The organism is Thioalkalivibrio sp. ALD1 (genome assembly GCF_000381245.1).
Classification (GTDB): domain Bacteria; phylum Pseudomonadota; class Gammaproteobacteria; order Ectothiorhodospirales; family Ectothiorhodospiraceae; genus Thioalkalivibrio.
The window spans coordinates 408789-432247 of record NZ_KB906242.1; the positions used below are offsets into that span (position 1 = coordinate 408789).

Annotated in this window: 20 protein-coding genes; 12 read left to right on the top strand and 8 right to left on the bottom strand. The window is 64.1% G+C overall.

The window, feature by feature from the left end; translation table 11 throughout:
• Positions 1 to 127: 127 nt before the first annotated feature.
• Together fabG and fabD are read right to left on the bottom strand one after the other, a co-directional pair.
• Positions 128 to 865 carry a 3-oxoacyl-ACP reductase FabG gene (gene fabG / locus F623_RS0106575; RefSeq protein WP_018868212.1) on the bottom strand — a complete coding sequence of 246 codons (738 nt, stop codon included), beginning with the start codon at positions 863 to 865 and terminating at the stop codon, positions 128 to 130.
• A 46-nt stretch (positions 866 to 911) separates the two neighbouring features.
• Positions 912 to 1856, bottom strand: a complete 945-nt coding sequence (gene fabD / locus F623_RS0106580; protein WP_018861400.1) for an ACP S-malonyltransferase — start codon at positions 1854 to 1856, stop codon at positions 912 to 914.
• Between the two features lie 202 nt (positions 1857 to 2058).
• Between fabD and infA the strand changes: the two genes are divergently transcribed.
• Positions 2059 to 2277, top strand: coding sequence for a translation initiation factor IF-1 (gene infA / locus F623_RS0106585; protein ID WP_018861401.1), 219 nt, complete (start codon positions 2059 to 2061; stop codon positions 2275 to 2277).
• A gap of 123 nt (positions 2278 to 2400) precedes the next feature.
• Here the strand turns inward: infA and clpA are convergent, their stop codons facing one another.
• From clpA to icd, 3 genes are all read right to left on the bottom strand, one after another.
• Positions 2401 to 4668: an ATP-dependent Clp protease ATP-binding subunit ClpA gene (clpA, locus tag F623_RS0106590; protein WP_018861402.1), complete on the bottom strand. Its 2268-nt coding sequence runs from the start codon at positions 4666 to 4668 to the stop codon at positions 2401 to 2403.
• A gap of 5 nt (positions 4669 to 4673) precedes the next feature.
• Positions 4674 to 5000 (bottom strand): ATP-dependent Clp protease adapter ClpS, encoded by a 327-nt coding sequence (gene clpS, locus F623_RS0106595; RefSeq protein ID WP_018139417.1) that lies wholly within the window; start codon positions 4998 to 5000, stop codon positions 4674 to 4676.
• A 142-nt stretch (positions 5001 to 5142) separates the two neighbouring features.
• Positions 5143 to 6399 (bottom strand): NADP-dependent isocitrate dehydrogenase, encoded by a 1257-nt coding sequence (icd, locus tag F623_RS0106600; RefSeq protein ID WP_018868211.1) that lies wholly within the window; start codon positions 6397 to 6399, stop codon positions 5143 to 5145.
• A 125-nt stretch (positions 6400 to 6524) separates the two neighbouring features.
• On the opposite strand from icd, the gene F623_RS0106605 reads away from it, so the two are divergent.
• The 7 genes from F623_RS0106605 to F623_RS0106635 are packed head-to-tail and all read left to right on the top strand — an operon-like array spanning position 6525 to position 14790.
• Positions 6525 to 6986 (top strand): NUDIX hydrolase, encoded by a 462-nt coding sequence (locus F623_RS0106605; protein WP_018868210.1) that lies wholly within the window; start codon positions 6525 to 6527, stop codon positions 6984 to 6986.
• The gene (gene mnmA / locus F623_RS0106610; RefSeq protein ID WP_018868209.1) at positions 6983 to 8104 is read left to right on the top strand and encodes a tRNA 2-thiouridine(34) synthase MnmA; all 1122 of its coding nucleotides are present in this window, start codon (positions 6983 to 6985) and stop codon (positions 8102 to 8104) included. Before F623_RS0106605 ends, mnmA begins: the two co-directional genes overlap by 4 nt.
• A 53-nt stretch (positions 8105 to 8157) precedes the next feature.
• A complete protein-coding gene (hflD, locus tag F623_RS0106615; protein WP_018861406.1) occupies positions 8158 to 8787 on the top strand; it encodes a high frequency lysogenization protein HflD in 630 nt (209 codons plus the stop codon).
• A 16-nt stretch (positions 8788 to 8803) separates the two neighbouring features.
• Positions 8804 to 11551 carry an aconitate hydratase AcnA gene (gene acnA, locus F623_RS0106620; RefSeq protein ID WP_018861407.1) on the top strand — a complete coding sequence of 916 codons (2748 nt, stop codon included), beginning with the start codon at positions 8804 to 8806 and terminating at the stop codon, positions 11549 to 11551.
• 15 nt (positions 11552 to 11566) lie between these two features.
• Positions 11567 to 11959 carry a hypothetical protein gene (locus F623_RS0106625; protein WP_018861408.1) on the top strand — a complete coding sequence of 131 codons (393 nt, stop codon included), beginning with the start codon at positions 11567 to 11569 and terminating at the stop codon, positions 11957 to 11959.
• Positions 11956 to 12795, top strand: a complete 840-nt coding sequence (locus tag F623_RS0106630) for an HDOD domain-containing protein (protein ID WP_018861409.1) — start codon at positions 11956 to 11958, stop codon at positions 12793 to 12795. Before F623_RS0106625 ends, F623_RS0106630 begins: the two co-directional genes overlap by 4 nt.
• A 45-nt stretch (positions 12796 to 12840) precedes the next feature.
• Positions 12841 to 14790: a bifunctional diguanylate cyclase/phosphodiesterase gene (locus F623_RS0106635; RefSeq protein WP_018861410.1), complete on the top strand. Its 1950-nt coding sequence runs from the start codon at positions 12841 to 12843 to the stop codon at positions 14788 to 14790.
• Positions 14791 to 14793: 3 nt separating this feature from the next.
• On the opposite strand, the gene F623_RS0106640 is transcribed toward F623_RS0106635, so the two are convergent.
• Positions 14794 to 16182, bottom strand: coding sequence for a lyase family protein (locus F623_RS0106640; protein ID WP_018868207.1), 1389 nt, complete (start codon positions 16180 to 16182; stop codon positions 14794 to 14796).
• 119 nt (positions 16183 to 16301) lie between these two features.
• On the opposite strand from F623_RS0106640, the gene purB reads away from it, so the two are divergent.
• Positions 16302 to 17669 (top strand): adenylosuccinate lyase, encoded by a 1368-nt coding sequence (gene purB / locus F623_RS0106645; protein ID WP_018861412.1) that lies wholly within the window; start codon positions 16302 to 16304, stop codon positions 17667 to 17669.
• A gap of 3 nt (positions 17670 to 17672) precedes the next feature.
• On the top strand, positions 17673 to 18824 hold the full coding sequence (locus F623_RS0106650; RefSeq protein ID WP_018861413.1) for a cupin domain-containing protein: 1152 nt from the start codon (positions 17673 to 17675) through the stop codon (positions 18822 to 18824).
• A 26-nt stretch (positions 18825 to 18850) separates the two neighbouring features.
• On the opposite strand, the gene dusA is transcribed toward F623_RS0106650, so the two are convergent.
• Complete coding sequence (gene dusA, locus F623_RS0106655) at positions 18851 to 19843, bottom strand: tRNA dihydrouridine(20/20a) synthase DusA (protein WP_018868206.1); 993 nt, start codon at positions 19841 to 19843, stop codon at positions 18851 to 18853.
• A 63-nt stretch (positions 19844 to 19906) separates the two neighbouring features.
• Here dusA and F623_RS0106660 point away from each other — a divergent pair, with 63 nt between their 5' ends.
• Positions 19907 to 21334, top strand: a complete 1428-nt coding sequence (locus F623_RS0106660; RefSeq protein ID WP_018861415.1) for a Glu/Leu/Phe/Val dehydrogenase — start codon at positions 19907 to 19909, stop codon at positions 21332 to 21334.
• A gap of 25 nt (positions 21335 to 21359) precedes the next feature.
• Here F623_RS0106660 and ribA read toward each other — a convergent pair whose 3' ends face one another.
• The gene (gene ribA, locus F623_RS0106665) at positions 21360 to 22505 is read right to left on the bottom strand and encodes a GTP cyclohydrolase II RibA (protein ID WP_018868205.1); all 1146 of its coding nucleotides are present in this window, start codon (positions 22503 to 22505) and stop codon (positions 21360 to 21362) included.
• A gap of 143 nt (positions 22506 to 22648) precedes the next feature.
• On the opposite strand from ribA, the gene F623_RS0106670 reads away from it, so the two are divergent.
• The gene (locus tag F623_RS0106670) at positions 22649 to 23437 is read left to right on the top strand and encodes a RibD family protein (RefSeq protein WP_018861417.1); all 789 of its coding nucleotides are present in this window, start codon (positions 22649 to 22651) and stop codon (positions 23435 to 23437) included.
• Positions 23438 to 23459: the final 22 nt, after the last annotated feature.

A 23459-nucleotide genomic window follows, 5' to 3' on the forward strand; every position in this document is an offset into this window, starting at 1 on the left:
TCAGAAATCCCCTTCCAATTGAGGCGGCTTCGTTTGAAGGTTCGCCATTCTAGAGAAAAGCCCGGCCGCGTTCCAGGGACACGCGAACCTCTAGGGCTTGCGCGGGACCTCGGGCCCCACGGGTTGATCAGTGCATGAACATCCCGCCGTTCACATGCAGCGTTTCGCCGGTTATGTAGCCCGCCTCTTCGGAGGCCAGGAAGCCCACCGCCGCGGCGATTTCCTCCGGCGCGCCCAGGCGCCCCAGCGGGATCTGGCCCAGCAGTTGTTCCTTGGTCTCGTCTCCGAGTTCGCGGGTCATGTCGGTATCAATGAAACCCGGGGCCACGGTATTCACGGTGATGTTGCGGCTGCCGACCTCCCGCGCCAGCGAGCGGGCGAACCCTGCGAGTCCGGCCTTGGCGGCCGCATAGTTCGTCTGGCCGGCGTTTCCGGTGGAACCCACCACCGAGCCGACCAGGATGATACGCCCGCGGCGAAGCTTCATCATGCCCTTCAGCAGGCGCTGCGTCAGGCGCGCGGCGGCGGACAGGTTGGTGTTGATGATGGCATCCCACTCCTCGTCCTTCATCCGCATGAACAGGTTGTCGCGGGTGATGCCAGCGTTGTTCACCAGCACCTCCACCGGTCCTTCCTGCTCCTGGATGCTGGCGAGCCCAGCCGCGACCGAATCCGTGTCGGTCACATCCATGGCGATACCGCGTCCGTTCCATTCGGACAGCGCCTCGGTAATGCGTTGGGCACCGGATTCGCTGGTAGCGGTTCCCACGACCTGCAGGCCCTGCTCCGCCAGACGGCGCGCAATGGCCGCGCCAATACCGCGGCTGGCCCCGGTCACCAGAGCCACTCGTTTGTTATCGGACATCTTTCGCCTTCTTTATTTGGACTTGCTCGGACTCGAGTGTAGAGGGTCAGCCAGCCTTCAGTCGGCTCACGGTGGCGTTCAGCGTGTCACGATCGGCCACGTCGAACAGTTCCAGCCCGCGATCGATCCGTTTGGCCAGGCCGGTCAGCACGCGCCCGGGTCCGCATTCCACCTGTATCGCAGCACCCTGGCCGCGAAGCCCCTGGATGGTCTCCACCCAGCGTACCGGCCGGTAGAGCTGAGCGGCCAGATTGGCCCTGATCGCCTCCGCTGTCTCGGCAGGCGCCGCGGTTACATTTTGCCAAACGGGGATTTCCGGCGCCGCAAAGGTCGTCGTGTCGAGAACCGACTGCAGACGCTCGGCGGCCGGGCGCATCAGCGCGCAATGAGACGGCACGGACACGGGCAGCTTGAGCGCCCGCTTCGCCCCGGCGTCTTTCGCCGCACCGACCGCCCGGTCGACCGCTGCGGCCGCACCCGCGATCACTACCTGCCCGGGGGCATTCAGGTTGACGGCCTCAAGGACCTCGCCACTCGCGTTCGCCGCACACAGTTGCTCGACCGCGGCATCATCGAGACCGAGAATGGCAGCCATCGCGCCCTCGCCCTCGGGTACGGCGGCCTGCATGGCGCGGGCTCGTTCGGCTACCAGCCGCACTGCATCGGGGAAGCGCAGTACGCCCGCTGCGACCAGCGCGCTGTACTCGCCGAGGCTGTGGCCAGCCACCGCAACGGGACGCGCATCCGTCTGTTGCGTCAGCAGTCGCCAGGTGGCCACGCCGGCCGCGAGCATGACCGGCTGGGTCCATTCGGTCTGGTTCAGTTGTTCGACCGGGCCGTGCTGGCACAAGCTCCACAGGTCCGCATCCAGGCAGTCCGAGGCTTCCTGAAAGGTATCGCGTACGACCGCATGGTCGTCGCCCAGATCGGTGAGCATGCCGGTGGACTGGGAGCCCTGCCCCGGAAAGACTGCGGCCCAGGTAGTGGTCATTCGCTAATCGTCTCGCGCGTGAAAAAGCGGGCGTAGTGTAGGCCCTCGGGACAATGGCGGCAAACGGCCCCTCGTTCGTCGAAAACTTCACTCGCTTGGCGATCCGCAAGGGTCCCTATTGCGCCGGAAACCCCGTGTTGACTTGTGTTCGCGCGTGGCATCCGGATAATGTCGCCACCGAATTCAATACGCGAGGAACTGCATGGCGAAGGAAGACGAAATCGAGCTGGAAGGAACGGTGGTGGAGACCCTGCCGAATACGACGTTCCGTGTAGAGCTCGAAAACGGGCACACCATCACCGCCCATATCTCCGGCAAGATGCGCAAGCACTACATCCGCATCCTGCGTGGCGACAAGGTGATCGTGCAGATGACCCCCTACGACCTGAGCAAGGGCCGTATCGTCTACCGCAACAAGTAGTTCCGCGACAGGGCTGCATGCCCGCTCGCAAGATCCGAGCGCAATAATCCAAGGGGCCCACCCCCGAATGACGAAGCCCCGGCTGGACCGGGGCTTCGTGGTTTCTGAAGGCTGGGTTTCGTCTCAGGAGACCGCCGGCTCGCGGATATCGAGCTCAAGCCCGGACTCGCTCACCCGGACCACGACCTCGCCACCCTGCGCCAGACGCCCGAACAGCAACTCGTCGGCCAGCGGCTTCTTGATGTGCTCCTGTAGCGTGCGTGCCATCGGGCGCGCGCCCATCTTGACGTCGTAGCCATGCTCGGCCAGCCAGGCCCGGGCATCCGGTTCCACCGTCAGGTGCACCTTCTTCTCGTCCAACTGGGCCTGCAGCTGCGTCAGGAACTTGTCCACGACGTTCAGGATGGTCGCCTCGTCCAGCGGACCGAACTGGATGGTGGCATCCAGACGGTTACGGAACTCCGGCGTGAAGGTCCGCTTGATCGCCTCTATGGAATCGCTGGAGTGATCCTGCTGGGTAAAGCCCACGGACGGGCGGCTGGCCTGCTCCGCACCGGCATTCGTGGTCATCACCAGGATCACGTTGCGGAAGTCCACCTCGCGGCCATTGGCGTCCGTCAGCGTGCCGTGGTCCATCACCTGCAGCAGCACATTGAACACATCCGGATGAGCCTTCTCGATCTCGTCCAGCAGCAGCACCGAATGCGGATGCTTGAGGATCGCGTCGGTCAGCAGCCCGCCTTCGTCGTAGCCGACATAGCCGGGCGGCGCTCCGATCAGGCGCGAAACCGTATGGCGCTCCATGTATTCCGACATGTCGAAGCGCGCGAGGTGAATCCCCAGCTGCTGGGCAAGCTGACGCGTGACCTCGGTCTTCCCGACCCCGGTCGGCCCTGCGAACAGGAACGACCCGATCGGTTTGTCCATGTCGCCCAAACCGGAACGCGCCATCTTGATCGAGGTCGCGAGCGTCCCGATCGCCTCGTCCTGGCCGAAGACGGTCATCTTCAGGTTGCGTTCGAGGTTGCGCAGCGTCTCCTTGTCGGAGCTGGAGACCGATTTCGGCGGGATGCGCGCGATCTTGGCCACGATCGTCTCGATATCCTGCACGCCAATGGTCTTCTTGCGCTGACTCATCGGCAGTAGCTGCCGGCTGGCGCCGGCTTCGTCGATCAGGTCGATTGCCTTGTCGGGCAGGAACCGGTCGGTGATGTAGCGATCCGCCAGTTCCGCCGCGGCGCGCAGCGCCGGACGCGTGAAGCGAACATTGTGGTGTGCCTCGAAGCGCGACTTCAGCCCGCGCAGGATCTGCTCGGTCTCGTCCACGGTCGGCTCCGGCACCTCGATCTTCTGGAAGCGACGGGCCAGGGCGCGGTCCTTCTCGAAGATACCGCGATATTCCTGATAGGTGGTCGAGCCGATGCACTTCAGCTCACCCGAGGCTAGCATCGGCTTGATCAGGTTGGAGGCATCCATCACCCCGCCGGAGGCGGCGCCCGCACCGATGATGGTATGGATCTCGTCGATGAACAGCACCGCGCCGGGTTCCTTCTTCAGTTGCGCCAGCACACCCTTCAGGCGCTTCTCGAAGTCACCCCGGTACTTGGTGCCGGCCACAAGCGCACCCAGGTCCAGCGCGTAGACGGTCGCGGACTCGATCGCCTCGGGCACCTGCTCGTCGACGATACGCCGCGCCAGGCCCTCGGCGATCGCGGTCTTGCCGACACCGGCCTCGCCCACCAGCAGCGGATTGTTCTTGCGTCGGCGGCACAGGATCTGGATGGTGCGCTCGATCTCGTGGTCGCGCCCGATCAGTGGGTCGATCTCGTCCTTGCTCGCCTTCGCGTTGAGATTGGTCGCGTACAGCTGCAGGGCGTTGGTTTTTTCTTCCCGCTCGCCCTCGACCGGCTCTGGCTGTGGTTCGTTCGGGTTCTGCTGCCCCCCCAGTTCGTCTTCCCCGACCTTGGAGATGCCGTGGGAGATGAAATTCACGACGTCCAGGCGGCTGATGTTCTGCTGCCCGAGTACGTAGAGGGCCTGGCTGTCCTGTTCGCCGAACAGGGCCACCAGCACGTTCGCTCCGGAGACCTCCTTGCGGCCGCTGGACTGCACATGGAACACCGCTCTTTGCAGGACCCGCTGGAATCCCAGTGTCGGCTGCGTCTCGCGCGAGTCATTCGGCGGGATGCGCGGGGTGTTCTCGTCGATGTACACCTCGAGCTCGTCGCGGATGCGGTCGAGATCGCCCCCACAGGCGCGCAACACCGTCGCGGCACTGGGGTTCTGCGCCAGCGCCATCAGGAGGTGCTCCACGGTCACGAACTCGTGGCGCTTCTCCCGCGCTTCCTTGAAGACCATGTTCAGGCTGAATTCGAGTTCCTTGTCGAGCATGGGAGTCAGACCTCCTCCATCGAGCAAAGCAGTGGATGCTGGTGGCTACGGGCGTAATCGTTCACCTGTGCCACCTTCGTCTCGGCCACATCCCGGGTATAGATGCCGCATACTCCTTTGCCGCGTGTATGCACGTGCAGCATCACCTGGGTGGCCTTTTCGCGATCCATACTGAAGAAGGTCTCCAGCACCTCGACCACGAACTCCATGGGCGTAAAGTCGTCGTTGAGCAGCACCACCTTGTACTGCCGCGGTGGCTTGAGCTCCGGCCTCGATTCTTCGACGGCGGTATTGCTGTCGTGATCGGGGATCTGGGGCTTTTTCTCACTCATCGGTCGAACTCACGCTTTCAGCGGTTGGTCATGCCAGTTCGGCCATCCAGGGAAACAATGATCCAGTGTCTCCCTGGTTCCTTAGGCCATGTTCATGGTCGTTCGGTTCCGGGCTCGGGCCAAGTGCCCGCACCCTGTGTCATTACATGTGCTTGATCAGGGCCTCGCCAAAGGCCGAGCAGCTCACCGGTTCGACGTTGTCCATCAACCGGGCGAAGTCATAGGTCACCTCGCCCGCGCTGATCGCGCCGCCCATGCCCTTCACCACAAGATCGGCGGCCTCGGACCAGCCCAGGTGGCGCAGCATCATCTCGGCCGACAGGATCAGCGAGCCCGGATTGACCTTGTCCTGACCGGCGTACTTCGGGGCGGTCCCGTGGGTCGCCTCGAACATCGCCGTGGTATCGGACAGGTTGGCGCCCGGCGCGATCCCGATACCCCCGACCTGAGCAGCCAGCGCATCGGAGATGTAGTCGCCGTTCAGGTTCAGCGTGGCAATCACCGAGTAATCCTCCGGCCGCAACAGGATCTGCTGCAGGAAGGCATCCGCGATCACATCCTTGATCACGATGTCGCGGCCAGTCTTCGGGTTCTTGAAGGTCTGCCACGGTCCACCGTCCAGATCCTTCGCACCAAATTCCTCGCGCGCCAGCTCGTAGCCCCAGGCCTTGAACGAGCCCTCGGTGAATTTCATGATGTTGCCCTTGTGCACCAGCGTCACCGAGGGGCGGTCGTTGTCGATCGCGTACTCGATCGCCTTGCGCACCAGGCGCTTGGTCCCCTCGCTGGAGACCGGCTTCACGCCGATGCCGGCGGTATCCGGGAAGCGGATCTGGGTCACGCCCATCTCGTTTTGCAGAAAGTCGATGACCTTCTTCACCTCCGGTGTACCCGATTCGAATTCGATGCCGGCGTAGATGTCCTCCGAGTTCTCGCGGAAGATCACCATGTCGGTTTTTTCCGGTTCCTTCAGCGGGCTCGGCGTGCCGTCGTAGTAGCGCACCGGGCGCAGGCAGACGAACAGGTCCAGCTTCTGGCGCAGCGCGACATTCAGGGATCGGAAACCGCCCCCTACCGGGGTTGTCAGTGGACCCTTGATGGACACGCGATAGTCCTTGACCGCCTCCAGGGTTTCATCCGGCAGCCCGGAGTTATCGTCATAGACCTGCGTGGCCTTCTCGCCCGCATAGACCTCCATCCATTCGATCGCCTTCTGGCCACCGTAGGCCTTCTCCACCGCCGCATCGGTCACCCGGCGCATCATCGGCGTGATGTCCACACCGATCCCGTCCCCCTCGATATAGGGGATGACCGGGCGCTCCGGCACCACCAACTTGCCCTGCTCGTCGACGGTGATGCGTTCGCCCTTTTCCGGGACCTGAATGTGCTGGTAGGCCATGCAAACTCCTTGTGCGCAAGAATTGAAATCGCTCTCCGTGATTATACATACCCATCCGCCCCCGCCGAGGGGAGCCTGGTCTCGAGAACACCTGCCCGACGGGCCGCTGCGTTATCATTCGCGGCATGTCCGAACGCCTGCCCTGCCATATCACCGTCGCCGCCGTCATCGAGCGAGACGGGCGCTTCCTGTTTGTCGAGGAAACCGATGACGGACGCCATGTGCTGAACCAGCCGGCCGGCCATCTCGACGCCGAGGAAGACCTGGTCGAAGCGGTGATCCGCGAGGTCCGCGAGGAGACCTGTCTGGACTTCCAGCCGGAGGCCCTGCTTGGCTGCGACCTGCTCGCGCTTGCCAATGGCGCGGTGACGCTGCGTGTCGCGTTCTGCGGCACGGCCAGCGAGCCGGCTCAATCCCCGACCCGAGATCCTGCCATCCATGCGCTCCACTGGCTGACGCCGGACGAGGCGCGTCGCGGCTGGCCCCTGCGCAGCCCGCTGGTCCTGCGCACCATTCGCCGCTATCAGGATGGCATGCGCCTGCCGCTCGCGGCGGCCGGCTCACTGGTTCATGCGGAGGGGCCGTGAGCGGTGCCGAGCGGGTCATCGTGGGCCTGTCGGGCGGGGTGGACTCGGCCGTGGCGGCCAGCCGCCTGCTGGAGGCCGGCTATCGCGTGGAAGGTCTGTTCATGAAGAACTGGGAGGATGACGACGACGCGGAATACTGTGCTGCCGAGGCCGACTACGAGATGGCCCGCGAGGTCGCGGACTGTCTCGAGATTCCGCTGCACAAAGCGAACTTTGCCGAGGACTATCGCCAGCGGGTGTTTCGCCACTTCCTGCACGAATACGAGGCTGGTCGGACGCCGAATCCGGACATCCTGTGCAACCGCGAGATCAAGTTCCGCTCGTTCCTCGATCACGCCCGCCAGCTGGGCGCGCAATGGATTGCCACCGGCCACTACGCGCGTGTGCGCCACCTCCCCGACCACAGCGAGCTGTGCATGGCGGCGGATGCCAACAAGGATCAGACCTATTTCCTGCACACCCTGACGCAGGAGCAGCTGCGCCCCACGCTGTTCCCGCTGGGGGGCATCCCCAAGGACCAGGTGCGTGCGTGTGCCCGCGAGCTGGGGCTGCCCAACCACGCCCGCAAGGACTCCACCGGCATCTGCTTCATCGGAGAGCGCCGGTTCCGCGATTTCCTGGCGCAATATCTGCGGGCGCCGGAGGGGGAGATGTGCACACCCGAAGGTCAGGTCGTGGGGCACCACCAGGGCCTGATGTTCTACACCCTGGGCCAGCGCCAGGGACTCGGGATCGGCGGGATCGACGGGTTTCCCGAGGCCCCCTGGTATGTGGTGGACAAGGATCTGGCGAGCAATCGGCTTGTCGTCGCGCAGGATCCGCAGCATCCGCTGCTGATGAGCCCCGCGATCGAGACGGAAACCGCGCACTGGATTCACCGCCCGCCCGAGCCGGGACAGTCACTCATGGCGCGTCTGCGTCATCGCCAGCCCTTGCAACCGTGCCGGCTGGAATCCGTCGATGGAGGCCGGGTACGCGTTCGCTTCGAGGCCCCTCAGCGTGCAGCCACACCCGGCCAGTCGGTCGTTTTTTATGACGGCGACGTCTGCTTGGGCGGGGCCGTGATTGCCAGCCGCCGCACACTGGCCGATGAGCCAGAAGCCCCGGTTCCGGTATAGTAGGCGCGTTTCACGCATCCACCCACTCACGCCTGTTCCGGGAGCCCTCCGGCTTGGACCGTAACGACCATAACCGCACGTTGGCGCTGGCCGCCCTCTTCCAATGCGCGAGCCTGGTCAAGGACCTGGCCTGGCGCGGCAGCTGCGACGAATACGAATTCGAGATCCTGATCAACAGCCTGTTCACGTTCGAGGCGGAGACGCCCGAGGATGTTTACCGCGGGGCCAGCAGCCTGCGCCCGGGTCTGGAGCGCGTGCAGAGCCAGCTGCAAAATGGCGGCAAGCCACCGGATATGGAAATCACCCGTTACGCGGTCGGCCTGATCTTTCTGGAACGCAAGCTGCAAAAACGTCCGGACATGCTGCAAAAGCTGGGCGACGGGCTGCAGGGTGCCCAGCGGCAGGTGGATTATTTCACCATCACGCACGAGAGCGTGATCGCCCGCCTGGCCGAGATCTACAAGGAGACCATCTCGGAACTGGGCCCCCGTATCGTCGTCCAGGGCGAACAGAATCATCTTTCCAATCCCGAGATCGCCGCGCGCGTGCGCGCCCTGCTGCTGGCCGGCATCCGTGCCGCCGTGCTCTGGCGCCAGGCGGGCGGGTCTCGCTGGAAACTCCTTCTGGGCCGCAAGCGACTGATTCGCGAAGCGGACCACATCCTTCAACGACTGAACACCTGACAGCGGATAGCGCATCATGAGCCACGCAGAACCGAAAAAGACCGAAAACCTCTCTGCCGGCGGCCGCGAGTGCCGTTACGTGCCGATCACCGATGACCCGCGCGCCCGGGACCTGCCCTACGCGCTGAAGATACTGCTTGAGAACCTGATGCGCTTCGAGGACGAGCGCACGGTCAAGCGCGCCGACATCGAGGCCCTGCTGGACTGGGATCCGAAGGCCGAGCCTTCCCAGGAGATCGCTTTCCGGCCCGCCCGCGTACTGCTGCAGGACTTTACCGGCGTGCCCGCGGTCGTCGATCTGGCGGCGATGCGCGACGCAATGGAGGCGCTCGGCGGCGATCCCAGGAAAATCACGCCTTTGCAGCCAGCCGAACTGGTGATCGACCACTCGGTCCAGGTCGACGAGTACGGCAATGCGAATGCGATGAACCTGAACGCAGAGCTGGAATACTCGCGCAACCGCGAGCGCTACAGCTTCCTGAAGTGGGGCCAGCAGGCGTTCGATACCTTCAAGGTCGTCCCGCCGGATACCGGCATCGTGCACCAGGTCAACCTTGAACACCTGGCGCGCACCGTGTTCGTCGAGGACCGCGAAGACGGTTCCTGCCTCGCCTACCCCGACACCCTGGTTGGCACCGACTCTCACACCACCATGATCAACGGCTTGGGCGTGCTGGGCTGGGGGGTCGGTGGCATCGAGGCCGAGGCCGCGATGCTCGGCCAGCCGATCTCCATGCTGATCCCGCAGGTGGTGGGCTTCCGCCTGACCGGCCGACTGGCCGAGGGGGCCACGGCGACCGACCTCGTGCTGGTGATCGTCGAGATGCTGCGCAAGAAGGGTGTGGTCGGGAAGTTCGTCGAGTTTTTCGGCGACGGCCTGGCCGATCTGCCGCTGGCGGACCGCGCCACCATCGCCAACATGGCACCGGAATACGGCGCGACCTGCGGCATCTTCCCGATCGACGACGAGACCCTCGAGTACCTTCGCCTGACCGGCCGCGAGGCGGGCCATATCGAGTTCATCGAGGCCTACGCCAGGGCCCAGGGCTTGTGGCGCGACGACAATGCCCCGGTGGCCCGCTACACCGACATGCTGGAACTCGACCTTTCCACCGTGGAGCCGAGCCTGGCCGGGCCCAAGCGCCCGCAGGATCGCATTGCACTGAGCATGGCCGGAGCCGAGATCAGCCGTCACCTGGATACGATGCTCAAGGAACGCGTCAGCGGCGCGGACGAACCGGAGGAGGCCGAGCGCTTCGCTGCTGAAGGCGGGCATACCGCAGTCGGCGTTGAGCATCAGGCGGAAGAGCCACGTCACACGGCTATCGAGATGAATGGTGAGGCGTTCACTCTGGACCACGGCGATATCGTGATCGCGGCTATCACCTCCTGCACCAACACCTCGAACCCGTCGGTCATGCTGGGCGCCGGCCTGGTCGCCCGGAAGGCGCGCGAACGCGGCCTCCAGGTCAAGCCCTGGGTCAAGACTTCGCTGGCTCCCGGTTCGAGGGTGGTAACCGACTATCTGCAAAAGTCCGGACTGCTCGAGGACCTCGAGGCGCTCGGCTTCCACGTGGTCGGTTATGGCTGCACCACCTGTATCGGCAACTCCGGGCCCCTGCCCGAGCCGATCAGCGAGGCCATCATCAAGGATGACCTGATCGTCAGCTCGGTGCTCTCCGGTAACCGCAACTTCGAGGGGCGAATCCATTCGGAGGTGCAGATGAACTTTCTTGCCTCGCCGCCGCTGGTGGTCGCGTATGCGTTGGCCGGGCGCAGCACGCTGGATCTGTACAACGACCCGATTGGCGAGGACACACAGGGGAATCCCGTGTTCCTGAAAGATGTCTGGCCGACGACTGACGAGGTTAACGAGGCCGTGCAGGCGAATGTCGATGCCCAGAGCTTCACGACCGCCTACGGCGACCTGTACACCGGGGAGGATCGCTGGCGCAATCTTGAGGCCCCCACCGGGGACCGCTTCGAGTGGCAGGACGACTCCACCTACGTGCGCAACCCGCCCTACTTCGAAGGCATGGGCATGACGCCCAAGGCGGTAACCGATATCGATGGCGCCCGGGTACTGGCGCTGCTGGGCGACTCGGTGACCACCGACCATATCTCCCCTGCCGGCTCCATTGCCAAGGACAGCCCGGCCGGACGTTACCTGGAGGAACAGGGTGTGAAGCCCGCCGACTTCAACTCCTATGGCTCGCGGCGGGGCAACCACGAAGTGATGATGCGCGGGACCTTCGCCAACGTGCGCCTGCGCAACCTGCTGGCCCCCGGCACCCAGGGCGGCGTCACGGTCCACCTGCCGGATAGCGAACAGATGTCCATCTATGACGCAGCCATGCAGTACAAGGAAGAAGACACGCCCCTGATCGTGATCGCCGGGCAGGAGTATGGCACCGGCTCCTCGCGTGACTGGGCGGCCAAGGGCACGCTACTGCTCGGGGTGAAGGCCGTGATTGTCGAGAGCTTCGAGCGCATCCACCGTTCCAACTTGGTGGGCATGGGTGTCCTGCCGCTACAGTTCCTGCCGGGCGACAATGCGGCCAGCCTGGGGCTGACGGGTCGCGAGACGTTCTCGATCACCGGTGTGAACAACGGCGAGGCCCGCGAGGCCACCGTCACCGCCGTGGCCGATGATGGAGAACGCACGACCTTCAACGTCCGTGTGCGCCTGGATACCCCGCAGGAAATCGACTACTACCGCCACGGGGGCATCCTGCCGTATGTGTTGCGCCAACTAGCACAATGAGACTAAGGTCACAGCATGATGCGGCGGGTACCCATAGAGGACGTGAGGTCCGGCCATACACTGGCCACAGCGGTCCATGACCGTTCCGGGCGTCTTCTGATCCCCGCCGGCATGGTCCTCCAGGAAAAGCAGATTCGCGTCTTGCTGTCCTGGGGTATCAAGGCCGTCGAGGTGCTCGACGAGGGTGCCGACAACGCATCCTTATCGGCCCCTCAGGAGGCTGTCGAGATCCCCGCAGTCGAGCCCTCGCCCGAGATGGAGGCCCGTGCCGACGAGATTCTCGCCGAGCGGTTCCAGCACTGTTCGGTAGAAGACCACCCCATGGCCGGTATCTACCGTCTGGCGCGGCGCGCTCTCCTTGATGATCTGTGTCGCTACTCGCCGAAACGACGGAGCGAGCAGGCATGACCGTCGACGAATTCCTCGCCGAAGACGGTTCCCTGTGCAGCTTCTCCGGTAGCTACAACACAATCTTTACGCGCCTGAGCGATCCAACGGCCAATGTCGCGGCGATCACCGAAGCCGTGGAGCTGGACCCAACGATTGCCGCCAAGACGCTGAAGGTGGCGAATTCCTCTCTGTATGGCTTTCCGGAGCCGATCGACACCCTCCACCGGGCGGTCTCGATCATCGGCCTGCAGCAGATGCGCCAGATTGTGATGTCCACTGTCGTGATCGAGCATTTTCGCGGCGTACCGGTGATCGGCGTGGACATGGAGTCGTTCTGGCGCCACAGCCTCGCCGTCGGGGTACTGAGCCGCTCGATTGCACGGTTTCGGCGCGAAGCTAATATCGAACGGCTCTACCTGTACGGAATCATGCATGACCTTGGGCGCCTGTTGATGTTTCTTCACCTGGCCAGTCGCACCGAGGAATTGATCAACATCCGCGAGCGGGAACGCATGCTGCTGTTTGAAGCGGAGACAGAGTTTCTCGGCTTCGATCACGCTGACATCGGCGCGGAACTGCTGGAAAGCTGGAGCATGTCGCCGGCACAGGTGGAAGCCACGCGATACCACCATGCACCGACTGAGGCAAAGGCCTTCCCTGTCGAAACCGCGATCGTCCATGTGGCCGACAGCATCGCAAATGCCCTGCGACTGGGGTCGTCAGGTGAACGCTTCGTGCCTCCCGTGGAAGCGGAGACCTTCGAGCGGGTCGGTCTCGAGATGGAGACCTATGAGGCCGTAATCGGTGATGCCCGAAAGCAGCTAGGACAGATGCAGGCGATTCTGCTGGACTGACGAGGGACCGATGAGCGCACGGAAGCAGGTACAGGACGACCCGGCATGAGCCCTTCCTACAAAACGCCCGAAGAGGTCAATGCGCTGCACGAGCGTATCCGTTTCCTCGAAGAAGCGCTGGAGGCCAATGCCTACGCGATGGACGTGCTCGCCTCGACCACGGCGATCTTTGGTGATACCGACCGCAACCGCAGCCCGGAGCTGATTATCCAGAGCAGCCTGGAGTCCATCCGGCGGCTGCTTCCCGCCCGCGACATGGCCGTCTACATCCTTGACGGAGAGTCGTCGTTCGATCTGGCCTACCAGCAGTATCCCCAGGATGACGCCTACGATCTCGCGGATGCGGTCGAAGATCTGATCCAGGAAGGCACCTTCTCCTGGGCGCTGCACCAGAATCATCCCGTTTGTTTGCCGTCGCGCTTCGAGGGCGAAAGCCTGTTGCTTCACGTAATTTCGACTCGAACCCGAATACGCGGCATGTTCGCCGCACGCTTTCGCCAGAATGAACTTCAGCGCCACGAGATGACCCTCTCGACCCTGACCATGGTGCTGTTCAACACCGCCTATGCCCTAGAGAGCGCGGATCTGTTCCAAATGATGGAACGGCGCCAGAAAGCCCTGCAGCGAATTACCGAACACCAGTCGCGCGAGCTTCTGCATCACCAGTCGCACGACTCCCTGACCAACCTTCCCAACCGGATGTTGTTCAGCGACCGCCTCTCTCAGGCCATTGAGCGGCACAAGGGTACGGATCACCACATTGCTTTGATTCTGCTGGACCTGGACAACTTCAAACGCCTGAACGATTCCCTGGGGCATCGCGCGGGAGACGAACTGATCCGCAAGGTTGCACAGGATCTGGGCAGGCTTCTCGAACGTGGCCGTGATCGGTCGGGTCGTCCCCTGCGCACAACCCTTTCGCGGCTCGGGGGCGACGAATTCGGGATCCTGGTCGAGGATTTGCAGGGCCTGGAAGGCTGTGTCCGGCTGGTCACAGACGTTGTACGCACCACCGCGGTGGAACGCACGGTCTTCGACCGCCCCGTCGTGACCAGCGCTTCCTGCGGGATTGCCGTATTCCCCTACGACGGGGACAACGCCGATCTCTTGTTGAGTAACGCCGATGCCGCCATGTACGAAGCGAAGCAGCGTGGTCGCAACGGCTTTCGCTTTTACACACAGGACCTGAACTCTCGTACTTTCCGGCATTTCGAGCTGGAAAAGGAACTGGGTACCGCGATCGAGCAGGAACAACTGGTTGTGCATTATCAGCCAAAGGTTGACTTGCATACCGGTGACATCCTGGGTGCGGAGGCCCTCATTCGCTGGCAGCATCCCAAGCTCGGCCTCCTGCCCCCCAGTCATTTCATCGAGCTCGCGGAAGACATGACGCTGATCGAGGAAATCGGCGAATGGGTCCTTCGCCGGGTCTGCCGTGACCTGAAGACCCTGCCCTCTCCAGGCGAGGACTGCGCCTTGCGGCTCGCGGTGAATGTCTCGGCGCGACAACTTCGGCAACCCGATCTGGCGGGCGACTTTCACGCCATTCTCCAGGCTGCCCGTGTGGCCCCCGAGTGCATCGAGCTGGAGTTGACCGAAACCACCATCATGGATGATCCCAAAGGAGCGGCCCGGATGTTCGAGCGCTTGCGCGAGATTGGCATGCGGCTGGCGGTGGACGACTTCGGGACGGGCCATGCGTCGCTCATTCAGCTCAAGAAACTGCCGGCGGATACGCTCAAGATTGACCGGTCCTTTGTCCAGGACCTAGAGCGCAGCGAAAGCGACGCGAAGATTGTCAAGGCTATTGTGAAGATGGCCCAGACCCTGGGACTGAACATCATCGCAGAGGGCGTTGAAACCAAACGCCAGGCCGAGATCCTGCGTGAGTTCGGTTGCAACGAGGCGCAGGGCTATTTCTTTGCGCGTCCCATGGCCTTTAACGACTTCCGCGCCCTGTTGCAGGACCGCGCCCGCCTACCCCGGACCGGATAGGCCTCAGCCGCTTCTGTTCTCCGGGCGAGTAAGTCTCGCCGGATCCAGTAGCACTTTCAGGCGCTCGCGCGGGATATCCGTGTGCTCCTCCGCCACATCCAGGATCGGCCGTCCCGAAGCGTAGGCCTCCTTGGCAATACGGGCACCGGCCTCGTAGCCAATCTCGGCATTCAGGGCGGTCACCAGGATCGGATTGCGATCCAACGCGGCGCGCAGGTTGTCCTCGTTCACGGTAAAGCCCGCGATCGCCCTATCCGCCAGGTGTGTCGAGGCCCGGGCCAGCAGGCCGCACTGGGTCAGGAGGTTGTCGGCAATCAGCGGGAGTCCCACGTTCAGCTGAAAATTGCCCCCGGCGCCCGCGGCGGCAATTGCCGCGTCAAGACCGAGCACCTGCTGGGAGGCCATGATGACCGCCTCCGGGATCACCGGATTCACCTTGCCCGGCATGATCGAGCTGCCGGGTTGCAGGGCCGGCAGGGCGATTTCGCCCAACCCCGCCAGCGGGCCGGAATTCATCCAGCGCAGGTCGTTCGCGATCTTGATAAGCCCCACGGCAACGGTCCGCAATTGGCCCGAGAGCTCCACCGCGCTGTCCTGACTGGCCAGTGCCGCAAAGCCATTGCCCTCATGCACAAACGACAATCCGGTTCGCTCGGCCAGACGGCCCGCCACACGCTCGCCGAATCCCGGGGGTGCATTGATACCGGTGCCCACCGCAGTAGCGCCGATGGCCAGACGCTGAATTCGCACGCGGGTATGTTCCAGGCGATTCACGTCCAGCTCCAGTTGGCGGCGCCAGCCAGAGAGTTCTTGCCCCAGGGTCACGGGCATTGCATCCATCAGGTGTGTGCGCCCGGTCTTGACCAGTGCCCCCACCTCGCGCTCGCGCCGAGCGATTGTCGCAATCAGGTGGCGCAGCGCAGGCATCAGTTCCTGTTCCAGTTCCAGCGCCGTCGAGACATGCAAGGCGGTCGGGATCACGTCGTTGGAGCTCTGCGAGCGATTGACATGATCGTTCGGATGGACCGGTTCCCCACTACCCGATGCAATGTGCGCGAGCACCTCGTTCATGTTCATGTTGGTACTGGTACCCGAGCCCGTCTGATAGACGTCGACCGGGAAGGCATCCGCATGCTCGCCCCCAGCGATCGCCTCGGCCGCTGCCACAATCGCGTTCGCCACGGCGTCCGGGAGCTGCCCCAGCTCCTGGTTGGCCTCCGCACAGGCCGCCTTGGTCAGCGCGAGCGCCCGAATGAATGCATGAGGCATGGGTCGACCGGCGATCTGGAAGTTGTCGATGGCGCGCTGGGTCTGGGCACCCCAGAGGGCATCCCTGGGGACTTCCACCGGTCCGAGGCTATCCTGCTCCTGGCGGGTCGGGGACTTCGACATGCACTCCTCCAAATGATCGGGCGTAGCTTTGTATTATACTGCGCCGCGTCAATCGACCGTCCGCAGGACACATGACCCACGCTCCCTGACGGACCCATCCATTCCGACTCGAGTGCACCATGTCCCTGAGCCCCCTGTCCGCGATCAGTCCCGTCGATGGCCGCTACGCCCGGCACACCCGCGACCTGGCCCCCTATTTTTCCGAGCAGGGCCTGATGCAGGCCCGGGTGCGGGTGGAGATTGCCTGGCTCAAGGCGCTGGCCGCCGAGCCTGCCATCCCCGAGGTCCCGCCGTTGACCGCCGAAGCGGACGCCTTCCTGGACGAGATCGCCATGGACTTCGACGAGGTCGCCGGCGCCCGGGTGAAGGAGATAGAGGCCAAGACCAATCACGACGTCAAGGCCATCGAGTACTACATCAAGGAGCAGATGCGCGGCCGGTCCGATCTGCAAAGCCAGATCGAATTTGTGCACTTCGCCTGCACCTCCGAGGACATCAACAACCTCGCCTATGGAGTGATGGTCCGGGAGGCGCGCAATCATGTGTTGCTGCCGGCGGTTGATGCCGTGCTGGAGCCGCTGCGCGAGCTGGCACAGCGCTTCGCCGATCAGCCCCTGCTGGCCCGCACCCACGGACAACCAGCCTCGCCTACGACCATGGGCAAGGAGCTGGCCAACGTGGTCCATCGTCTGGATCGGCAGCGCGCCACGATCGCTGCGAACGAGTGCCTGGGCAAGATCAACGGTGCAGTGGGCAACTTCAATGCCCACTACGCGGCTTACCCGGAGGTGGACTGGCCGTCGCTCTCGCGGCGCATGGTGGAGAGCCTCGGGCTGGTCCCCAATACCCACACCACGCAGATCGAGCCGCACGACTTCCTGGCCGAGCTGTTTCACGCCTTCATGCGTCTGAATACGATCCTGCTGGATGCCTCGCGCGACATCTGGGGCTATATCTCGCTGGGCTATTTCAAGCAGAAGGTCGTGGCCGGCGAGGTGGGGTCCTCGACCATGCCGCACAAGGTCAATCCGATCGATTTCGAGAATGCCGAGGGCAACCTCGGGCTCGCCAATGCCGTGTTCGACCATCTGGCGAGCAAGCTCCCGATTTCGCGCTTTCAGCGTGACCTGACGGACTCGACCGTGCTGCGCAACATTGGGATGGGCTTCGCCTGGTCGCTGATCGCCTACAAGGCCTTCCAGCGCGGTCTGGGCAAGCTGGAGATCGAACCCGGCCGGCTGGACGAGGATCTCGACCAGAACTGGGAGGTATTGGGCGAGGCGGTGCAGACCGTAATGCGCCGCTACGGGATCGATTCTCCGTACGAGAAGCTGAAGGCCCTGACCCGCGGCCAGCGCATCACGCCGCAGGCGCTGGCCGAGTTCATCGATGGCCTGGAGATCCCGGACGAGGCGAAACAGCGCCTGCGCGAGTTGACCCCGGACCGCTACACGGGGATCGCCAGCCAGCTGGCGCGCGACGAATAAAGCGTGCCCGCCCCCGACCCGAACCAGGGCCTGGAGTTGCTGGGCGGGCTCTCACCGGCGGAGTTCCTCCGGGACTACTGGCAACAAAAGCCGCTGCTGGTACGCGGCGCGGTATCGGGCTTCGCCAACCCCATCGAGCCCGACGACCTGGCCGGCCTCGCCTGCGATCCGGATGCGAGCGCCCGGCTCGTACTCGGCGACACCGACCACGCGGACTGGGCAGTCGAGTACGGCCCGTTCGATGAAGATCGCTTCGTGTCCCTGCCCGATCGCGCCTGGACTCTCCTGGTTAGCGACGTCGAGCGCTTCTGGCCCGAGGGGTGGGACTTCCTGGCCCGGTTCGACTTTGTCCCCCGCTGGCGCCGCGACGATCTGATGATTTCCTACGCGGCACCCGGGGGCTCGGTCGGGCCCCATGTCGATGCCTACGATGTCTTTCTGTTCCAGGCGGACGGACGCCGGCGCTGGCAGATCCAGTCACCACCGGGGGCTCTGGAATGCCACGACGATCTGCCGCTGGCGATCCTGCGCGATTTCGAGCCAAGCGAGAGCTGGGATCTTGAGCCTGGTGACCTGCTCTACCTGCCGCCCAACCTGCCCCACTACGGCCTGTCACTGGATGACCAGTGCATGACCTGGTCGGTCGGCTTTCGTGCCCCGACCCACCTCGATCTGCTGACCGGGTTCCTGGAGGAGCGCGCCAACCGGGTCGGCGAGAAGGCCCGATACAGCGATCCTCAGCGCCCGGCGCCTGCCTACGCCAGTGAACTGCCGTCGCACGACCGCACTCAACTGCGTGTCATTCTGCGCGAGATGCTCGCCGCCGATGACACGGAGCTGGATGCCTTCCTGGGGCGCTTCCTGAGCCGTCCCGCAGGGAACGTCGAGCTGCACCCTGATGATCCCGGTTTCGCCAGCGGGGTATGCCGCATTCACCCGGGGATTCGCCGCCACTGGCTGGAGGCGCCCGCAGGACCGGTCCTCTGCGTTGCCGGACACAGTTACCCCGCCTGCAATCTGTCGCCAGAGGATCTGGAGCGGCTGTGCACGGCGGAGACCCTCGACCCGCGGCAATGGGATGCGCAATGGCCGGCGGTCCGGGAGATGTGCCGTGACGGCCTGGAAGAAGGCTGGCTGGAGCCCGCGGATCGATAATCAACCTCCGCTGGGCCGGGACCTGCTCAGGCAGCGGTGCGCCGACAGGGCTCGGCCGCCCGCTCGATCAGTTCCGGTCCGGCATCCGGCCGGTGGGCGCCTTCGGTGAGGATGCGGCGCCACTGACGCGCACCCGGCTCGCCATGGAACAGGCCCAGAATATGCCGGGTCAGTCGGGCCAGGGGGGTGCCGTCAGATCGCATGCGCTCGGCAAGGGTCAGGAGACCCTGCATGACCGCCTCCCGGGTCACAGGGGCTTCAGGGTCGGAAAAATACAGCCGGTCGACCTCCGTCAGTACCCACGGCTGGTGATAAGCGGTGCGGCCCAACATTACGCCATCCAGATGCTCCAGATGGGGGTGCGCACCGCGTAGATCGTTCAAGCCTCCATTCAACACGATGGTCAGATCCGGGAATTCGGCCTTCAGGCGATAGACGCGCTCGTAGTCCAGCGGGGGCACGTCGCGGTTGTCCTTGGGGCTCAGGCCCTGCAGCCAGGCCTTGCGGGCATGCACGATAAAGTGTCGCGCACCCGCGTCCGCCACCTGCCGGACAAACCCCTGCAGATCGGCCTCGGAGTCCTGGTCGTCGATCCCGATACGGTGCTTGACCGTAATCGGCACCGATACGACCCGCTGCATGGCCTGGACACATTCCGCCACGAGCTCCGGCCGTGCCATCAGGCAGGCCCCGAAGCTCCCCGACTGCACCCGATCGGAGGGACAGCCGACGTTGAGGTTGATCTCGTCAAAGCCCTGATCCTCGGCGATCCGAGCCGCGTAGGCCAGGGTCGAAGGATCCGATCCGCCCAGTTGCAGCGCGAGCGGGTGTTCCTGCGGCGAAAAGCCCAGCAGACGGGTGCGGTCACCGTGCAGCACTGCGTTGGCGTGTACCATCTCGGTGTACAACAGCGCACGGGTCGTCAACAGACGGTGAAACTGGCGACACCAGGTGTCCGTCCAGTCCATCATCGGTGCCACCGAGAAGCGAGGATCGGGTGCAGGTCGCAGGGCGTTCATCGCGACCCCGTCGTCACGCGCTCACAGCGTGTGCGCAACATCAATGGAGCAGGGAAATCGAACATGTCGGAAGATGCGAAGCCGGAAACCTTTCTTGATAGTGTCTCACACATGGTCGACCGGGCCATGCGCTATCTGGAACTCCCCCAGGGCGCATGCGATGCGATCAAGCAGTGCGATTCGGTGGTCCAGGTCAGTTTTCCGATCCGCTTCCCCGATCGCCTCGAGGTCTTTACCGGCTGGCGTGCCGTGCACTCCTCCCATCGCCTTCCGGTCAAGGGCGGGCTGCGATTCTCCCCCAGCATGGATCAGGAGCATGCCGAGGCCCTGGCCGCCCTGATGACCTACAAGTGCGCGATTGTGGACATCCCGTTCGGGGGTTCCAAAGGGGGCTTGAGAATCGACCCGCGTCGGTACGACGAGTGGGAGATGGAGCGGATCACCCGCCGCTTTGCCCACGAATTGATCCAGCGTGACTACATCAGCCCCGCACAGAACGTTCCAGCCCCCGATGTTGGCACGTCGCAGCGCGAGATGGCCTGGATCATGGAAACCTACCGCGAGCGCCACCCGGAGGACATCAATCATATTGCGGCCGTGACCGGAAAACCCGTCGAGATGGGCGGTATGCGCGGGCGCCTGGAAGCGACGGGCCGTGGCGTGCAGTACGCCCTCCAGGCCTTTTTCCGCGAGAGCAACGCGGCACGGGATGCCGGGCTGGAAGGTGGTTTGGGCGATCAGCGCATCATCATCCAGGGCTTCGGTAATGTCGGCTACTACGCCGCCCATTTCCTTCAGCAGGACGACCATGCCCGTATCGTCGGGATCATCAAGAGTGACGGCGGCGTCTACTGCAAGGATGGTCTGGACGTCGAAGCGCTTCACGACTATGTGCGCCGGACCGGAACGATGGAAGGCTTTCCCGGGGTCGAGTTCGAGCGCAATGGCGATCGAATTCTCGAGAAGGAGTGCGACATCCTGATCCCGGCCGCCCTTGAGGGCGCGATTCACCGTCATAATGCCGAACGCATCCAGGCACGGGTGATCGCCGAGGCCGCCAATGGTCCGTGTACCTTTGAGGCCGATCAGATCCTCCAGGAGCGCGGCGTGACCATCCTGCCGGATGTCTATGTCAATGCCGGCGGGGTGATCGTTTCGTATTTCGAGTGGGTGCGAAACCTTTCGCACATCCGTTTTGGGCGCATGGAGCGTCGTTACGATCAGGCCCAGGGACAGCATGTGGTCACGGCGATCGACATGATGACCAACCAGAGTGTGCCCGACTGGCTGCGCGAGTCGATCGTCCGGGGCGCGGAAGAGATTGATCTGGTCCGCTCGGGGCTCGATGACACCATGCGCGAGGCCTTTCGCGAGATGCACGAGGTGCGCGAGGTGGAAAGCAATGGACAGGTGCTGGACTACCGTACGGCCGCCTATCTCATCGCGCTGCGCAAGATCGTGCGGGCCCGCAGCGACCTCAAGCTGATCTGATCGGGATTTGGACCGGGAGCCCGGATCAGCCCCGCTCTGCCTCCGAGGCCAGCAACTCCTGCAACCAGTGGCCACCCCGGTCGGCCTTGGTACTGAGGTAGCGCAGGTTGTGTGGATTCAGCGTGCCATGCACGGGTTCCCGGGCCACGACCTGGATACCCCCGGCGCGCAGCGCCTCGATCTTGGCGGGATTGTTGGTGAGGACGCGGACCGTGTCGATACCTAGAAACTCCAGCATTTCCACGGCTGCGTCGTAACGGCGCCCATCGGCCTCGAACCCCAGCTGACAGTCGGAATCGATGGTGTCGAGCCCAGCCGTTTGCATGGTGTAGGCGCGCAGCTTGTTGGCCAAGCCGATACCCCGCCCCTCCTGGGCCAGATACAGCAGTACACCGCCACCACTCTCGTTAATCGTCTTCACCCCCAGGCGTAACTGATCGCCACAGTCGCAGCGCAAGCTGCCGAACAAGTCGCCGGTCAGGCAGGCCGAGTGCAACCGAACCGGGACGGCCTCCGGCCATTCGTTCGGTTCGCCAATGACCACGGCCACGTGTTCCAGGATCCCATTCCCCTCCCGGAAGAGCATAAAGCGGGTCACCGGGGCATCCGCCAGGGGTACCGGGGCTTCGCTCACGTAGGCGAGTTCCAGGCGCGGGTGATGTGCGACCGCCCGTGCCTCCCGCTCGTCCACGTTCAGGAACATCCCGTCGGCCAGCGCTGAGCGGATCGCGTCGGGTACGGGTTCGGGCACCCGCGCCGATACGACAGCGGGCAACAGGCGACCGGCGCGGGCCAGCTCAAGGGCCGCGACTTCGGCTGGTTCGGCGGTCCGCACTTCCGCCTGGTCAAGCGCATGGGTGGGGTGTTCGCCCTCGTTCGAGGCCTCCGGGGCGCTGGCGAGCGTAAACAGAGCCTCCGGATCGGTTCCCGGAGCAAACTCCAGGGCGACCCCCTCCCATCCCTTGGCTAGTGGCTGGGGCCAACCCATTGCGGACGCACGGTGGGGCGTTAGAATCAGACGTGGACGGCCGCCGGTCATATGCGTCAGGCGATCCAGCAACACCGGGGTCAGACCTTCGACGGCGGCAACCAGTACACTGGACTGCTCGCCGCTCAGCAAGACCGGGTGGCCCCGGCGAAGATCGAATATCCCACGATCGGCGTTGTGCATCAGGTCCTTCCCAATGGAGTTTGTCTTATGACCAGCCCGCAGGACGCGAATTCCACCTTGTCCAGCCGCCACCAGCCGCCCCAATCTCCCCCAAGCCTATCGCATGTGCCCCCGGAGGGTCGCGAAACCTGGGTTTTACCGGCATGACTGCCTACCCGGTGACCGAAGAAGAGGCCTGGCGCTGGCTGCTGGCGCAGCGCGCCGACCCGGGCTGTTGCCCCCTGCCCGGTCCTCTTGCCCCGGCGGCACACGACCTGCTGGAACTGTACGGCCCGATCATCGAGGCCGAAAGCATTACCGTGGCGCAACTGGGCCAGAGCCTGGACGGTCGCATCGCCACTCACACCGGACATTCCCAGTTTGTAACCGGTCCAGAGGATATCGAGCACCTGCATCGGCTGCGTGCATTGGTCGATGCCGTCGTAGTGGGTGCAGGCACCGTGGTGGCCGATGACCCGCGCCTGACCGTTCGCAAGGCCGAAGGAGCCCACCCGGTGCGTGTAATCCTCGATCCGGACGGGCGGATCCACTCCAGTGCCCGCGTCTTCCAGGACGGCGAGGTGAAAACGCTTGTCCTGCACGCAGCGGGCCTTGGTCCCTGCGAGATGCCCGACCACGTCCAATGCGTGGAGATGCCCACGGACCACAGCGGACGCTTCGCTCCACCGGAGATTCGGGACCGTCTGGCAGCGGATCATGGACTTCATCGGTTGCTGGTCGAGGGCGGAGGCCAAACGGTATCCCGCTTTCTGGCCAGTGACACCCTGGATCGCCTGCATCTGACGGTTGCCCCAATGCTGATTGGGTCGGGGCGGCACGGCATTACCCTGCCCGATATCGAAACGCTGGATCAGGCGCTGCGTCCGCCCTGCAGGATCTTCCGCCTGGGGGGCGATACGCTGTATGATCTGGATCTGCGCAGCAAGCCCTGACCTACCACTGCCAGGCGGCCCC

Excerpts from the sequence above, each read along its gene's own strand:
- fabG (WP_018868212.1), bottom strand. The coding sequence starts at position 865 with ATGTCCGATAACAAACGAGTGGCTCTGGTGACCGGGGCCAGCCGCGGT.
- fabD (WP_018861400.1), bottom strand. The coding sequence starts at position 1,856 with ATGACCACTACCTGGGCCGCAGTCTTTCCGGGGCAGGGCTCCCAGTCC.
- infA (WP_018861401.1), top strand. The coding sequence starts at position 2,059 with ATGGCGAAGGAAGACGAAATCGAGCTGGAAGGAACGGTGGTGGAGACC.
- clpA (WP_018861402.1), bottom strand. The coding sequence starts at position 4,668 with ATGCTCGACAAGGAACTCGAATTCAGCCTGAACATGGTCTTCAAGGAA.
- clpS (WP_018139417.1), bottom strand. The coding sequence starts at position 5,000 with ATGAGTGAGAAAAAGCCCCAGATCCCCGATCACGACAGCAATACCGCC.
- icd (WP_018868211.1), bottom strand. The coding sequence starts at position 6,399 with ATGGCCTACCAGCACATTCAGGTCCCGGAAAAGGGCGAACGCATCACC.
- F623_RS0106605 (WP_018868210.1), top strand. The coding sequence starts at position 6,525 with ATGTCCGAACGCCTGCCCTGCCATATCACCGTCGCCGCCGTCATCGAG.
- acnA (WP_018861407.1), top strand. The coding sequence starts at position 8,804 with ATGAGCCACGCAGAACCGAAAAAGACCGAAAACCTCTCTGCCGGCGGC.
- F623_RS0106625 (WP_018861408.1), top strand. The coding sequence starts at position 11,567 with ATGATGCGGCGGGTACCCATAGAGGACGTGAGGTCCGGCCATACACTG.
- F623_RS0106630 (WP_018861409.1), top strand. The coding sequence starts at position 11,956 with ATGACCGTCGACGAATTCCTCGCCGAAGACGGTTCCCTGTGCAGCTTC.
- F623_RS0106635 (WP_018861410.1), top strand. The coding sequence starts at position 12,841 with ATGAGCCCTTCCTACAAAACGCCCGAAGAGGTCAATGCGCTGCACGAG.
- F623_RS0106640 (WP_018868207.1), bottom strand. The coding sequence starts at position 16,182 with ATGTCGAAGTCCCCGACCCGCCAGGAGCAGGATAGCCTCGGACCGGTG.
- purB (WP_018861412.1), top strand. The coding sequence starts at position 16,302 with ATGTCCCTGAGCCCCCTGTCCGCGATCAGTCCCGTCGATGGCCGCTAC.
- dusA (WP_018868206.1), bottom strand. The coding sequence starts at position 19,843 with ATGAACGCCCTGCGACCTGCACCCGATCCTCGCTTCTCGGTGGCACCG.
- F623_RS0106660 (WP_018861415.1), top strand. The coding sequence starts at position 19,907 with ATGTCGGAAGATGCGAAGCCGGAAACCTTTCTTGATAGTGTCTCACAC.
- ribA (WP_018868205.1), bottom strand. The coding sequence starts at position 22,505 with ATGCACAACGCCGATCGTGGGATATTCGATCTTCGCCGGGGCCACCCG.
- F623_RS0106670 (WP_018861417.1), top strand. The coding sequence starts at position 22,649 with ATGACTGCCTACCCGGTGACCGAAGAAGAGGCCTGGCGCTGGCTGCTG.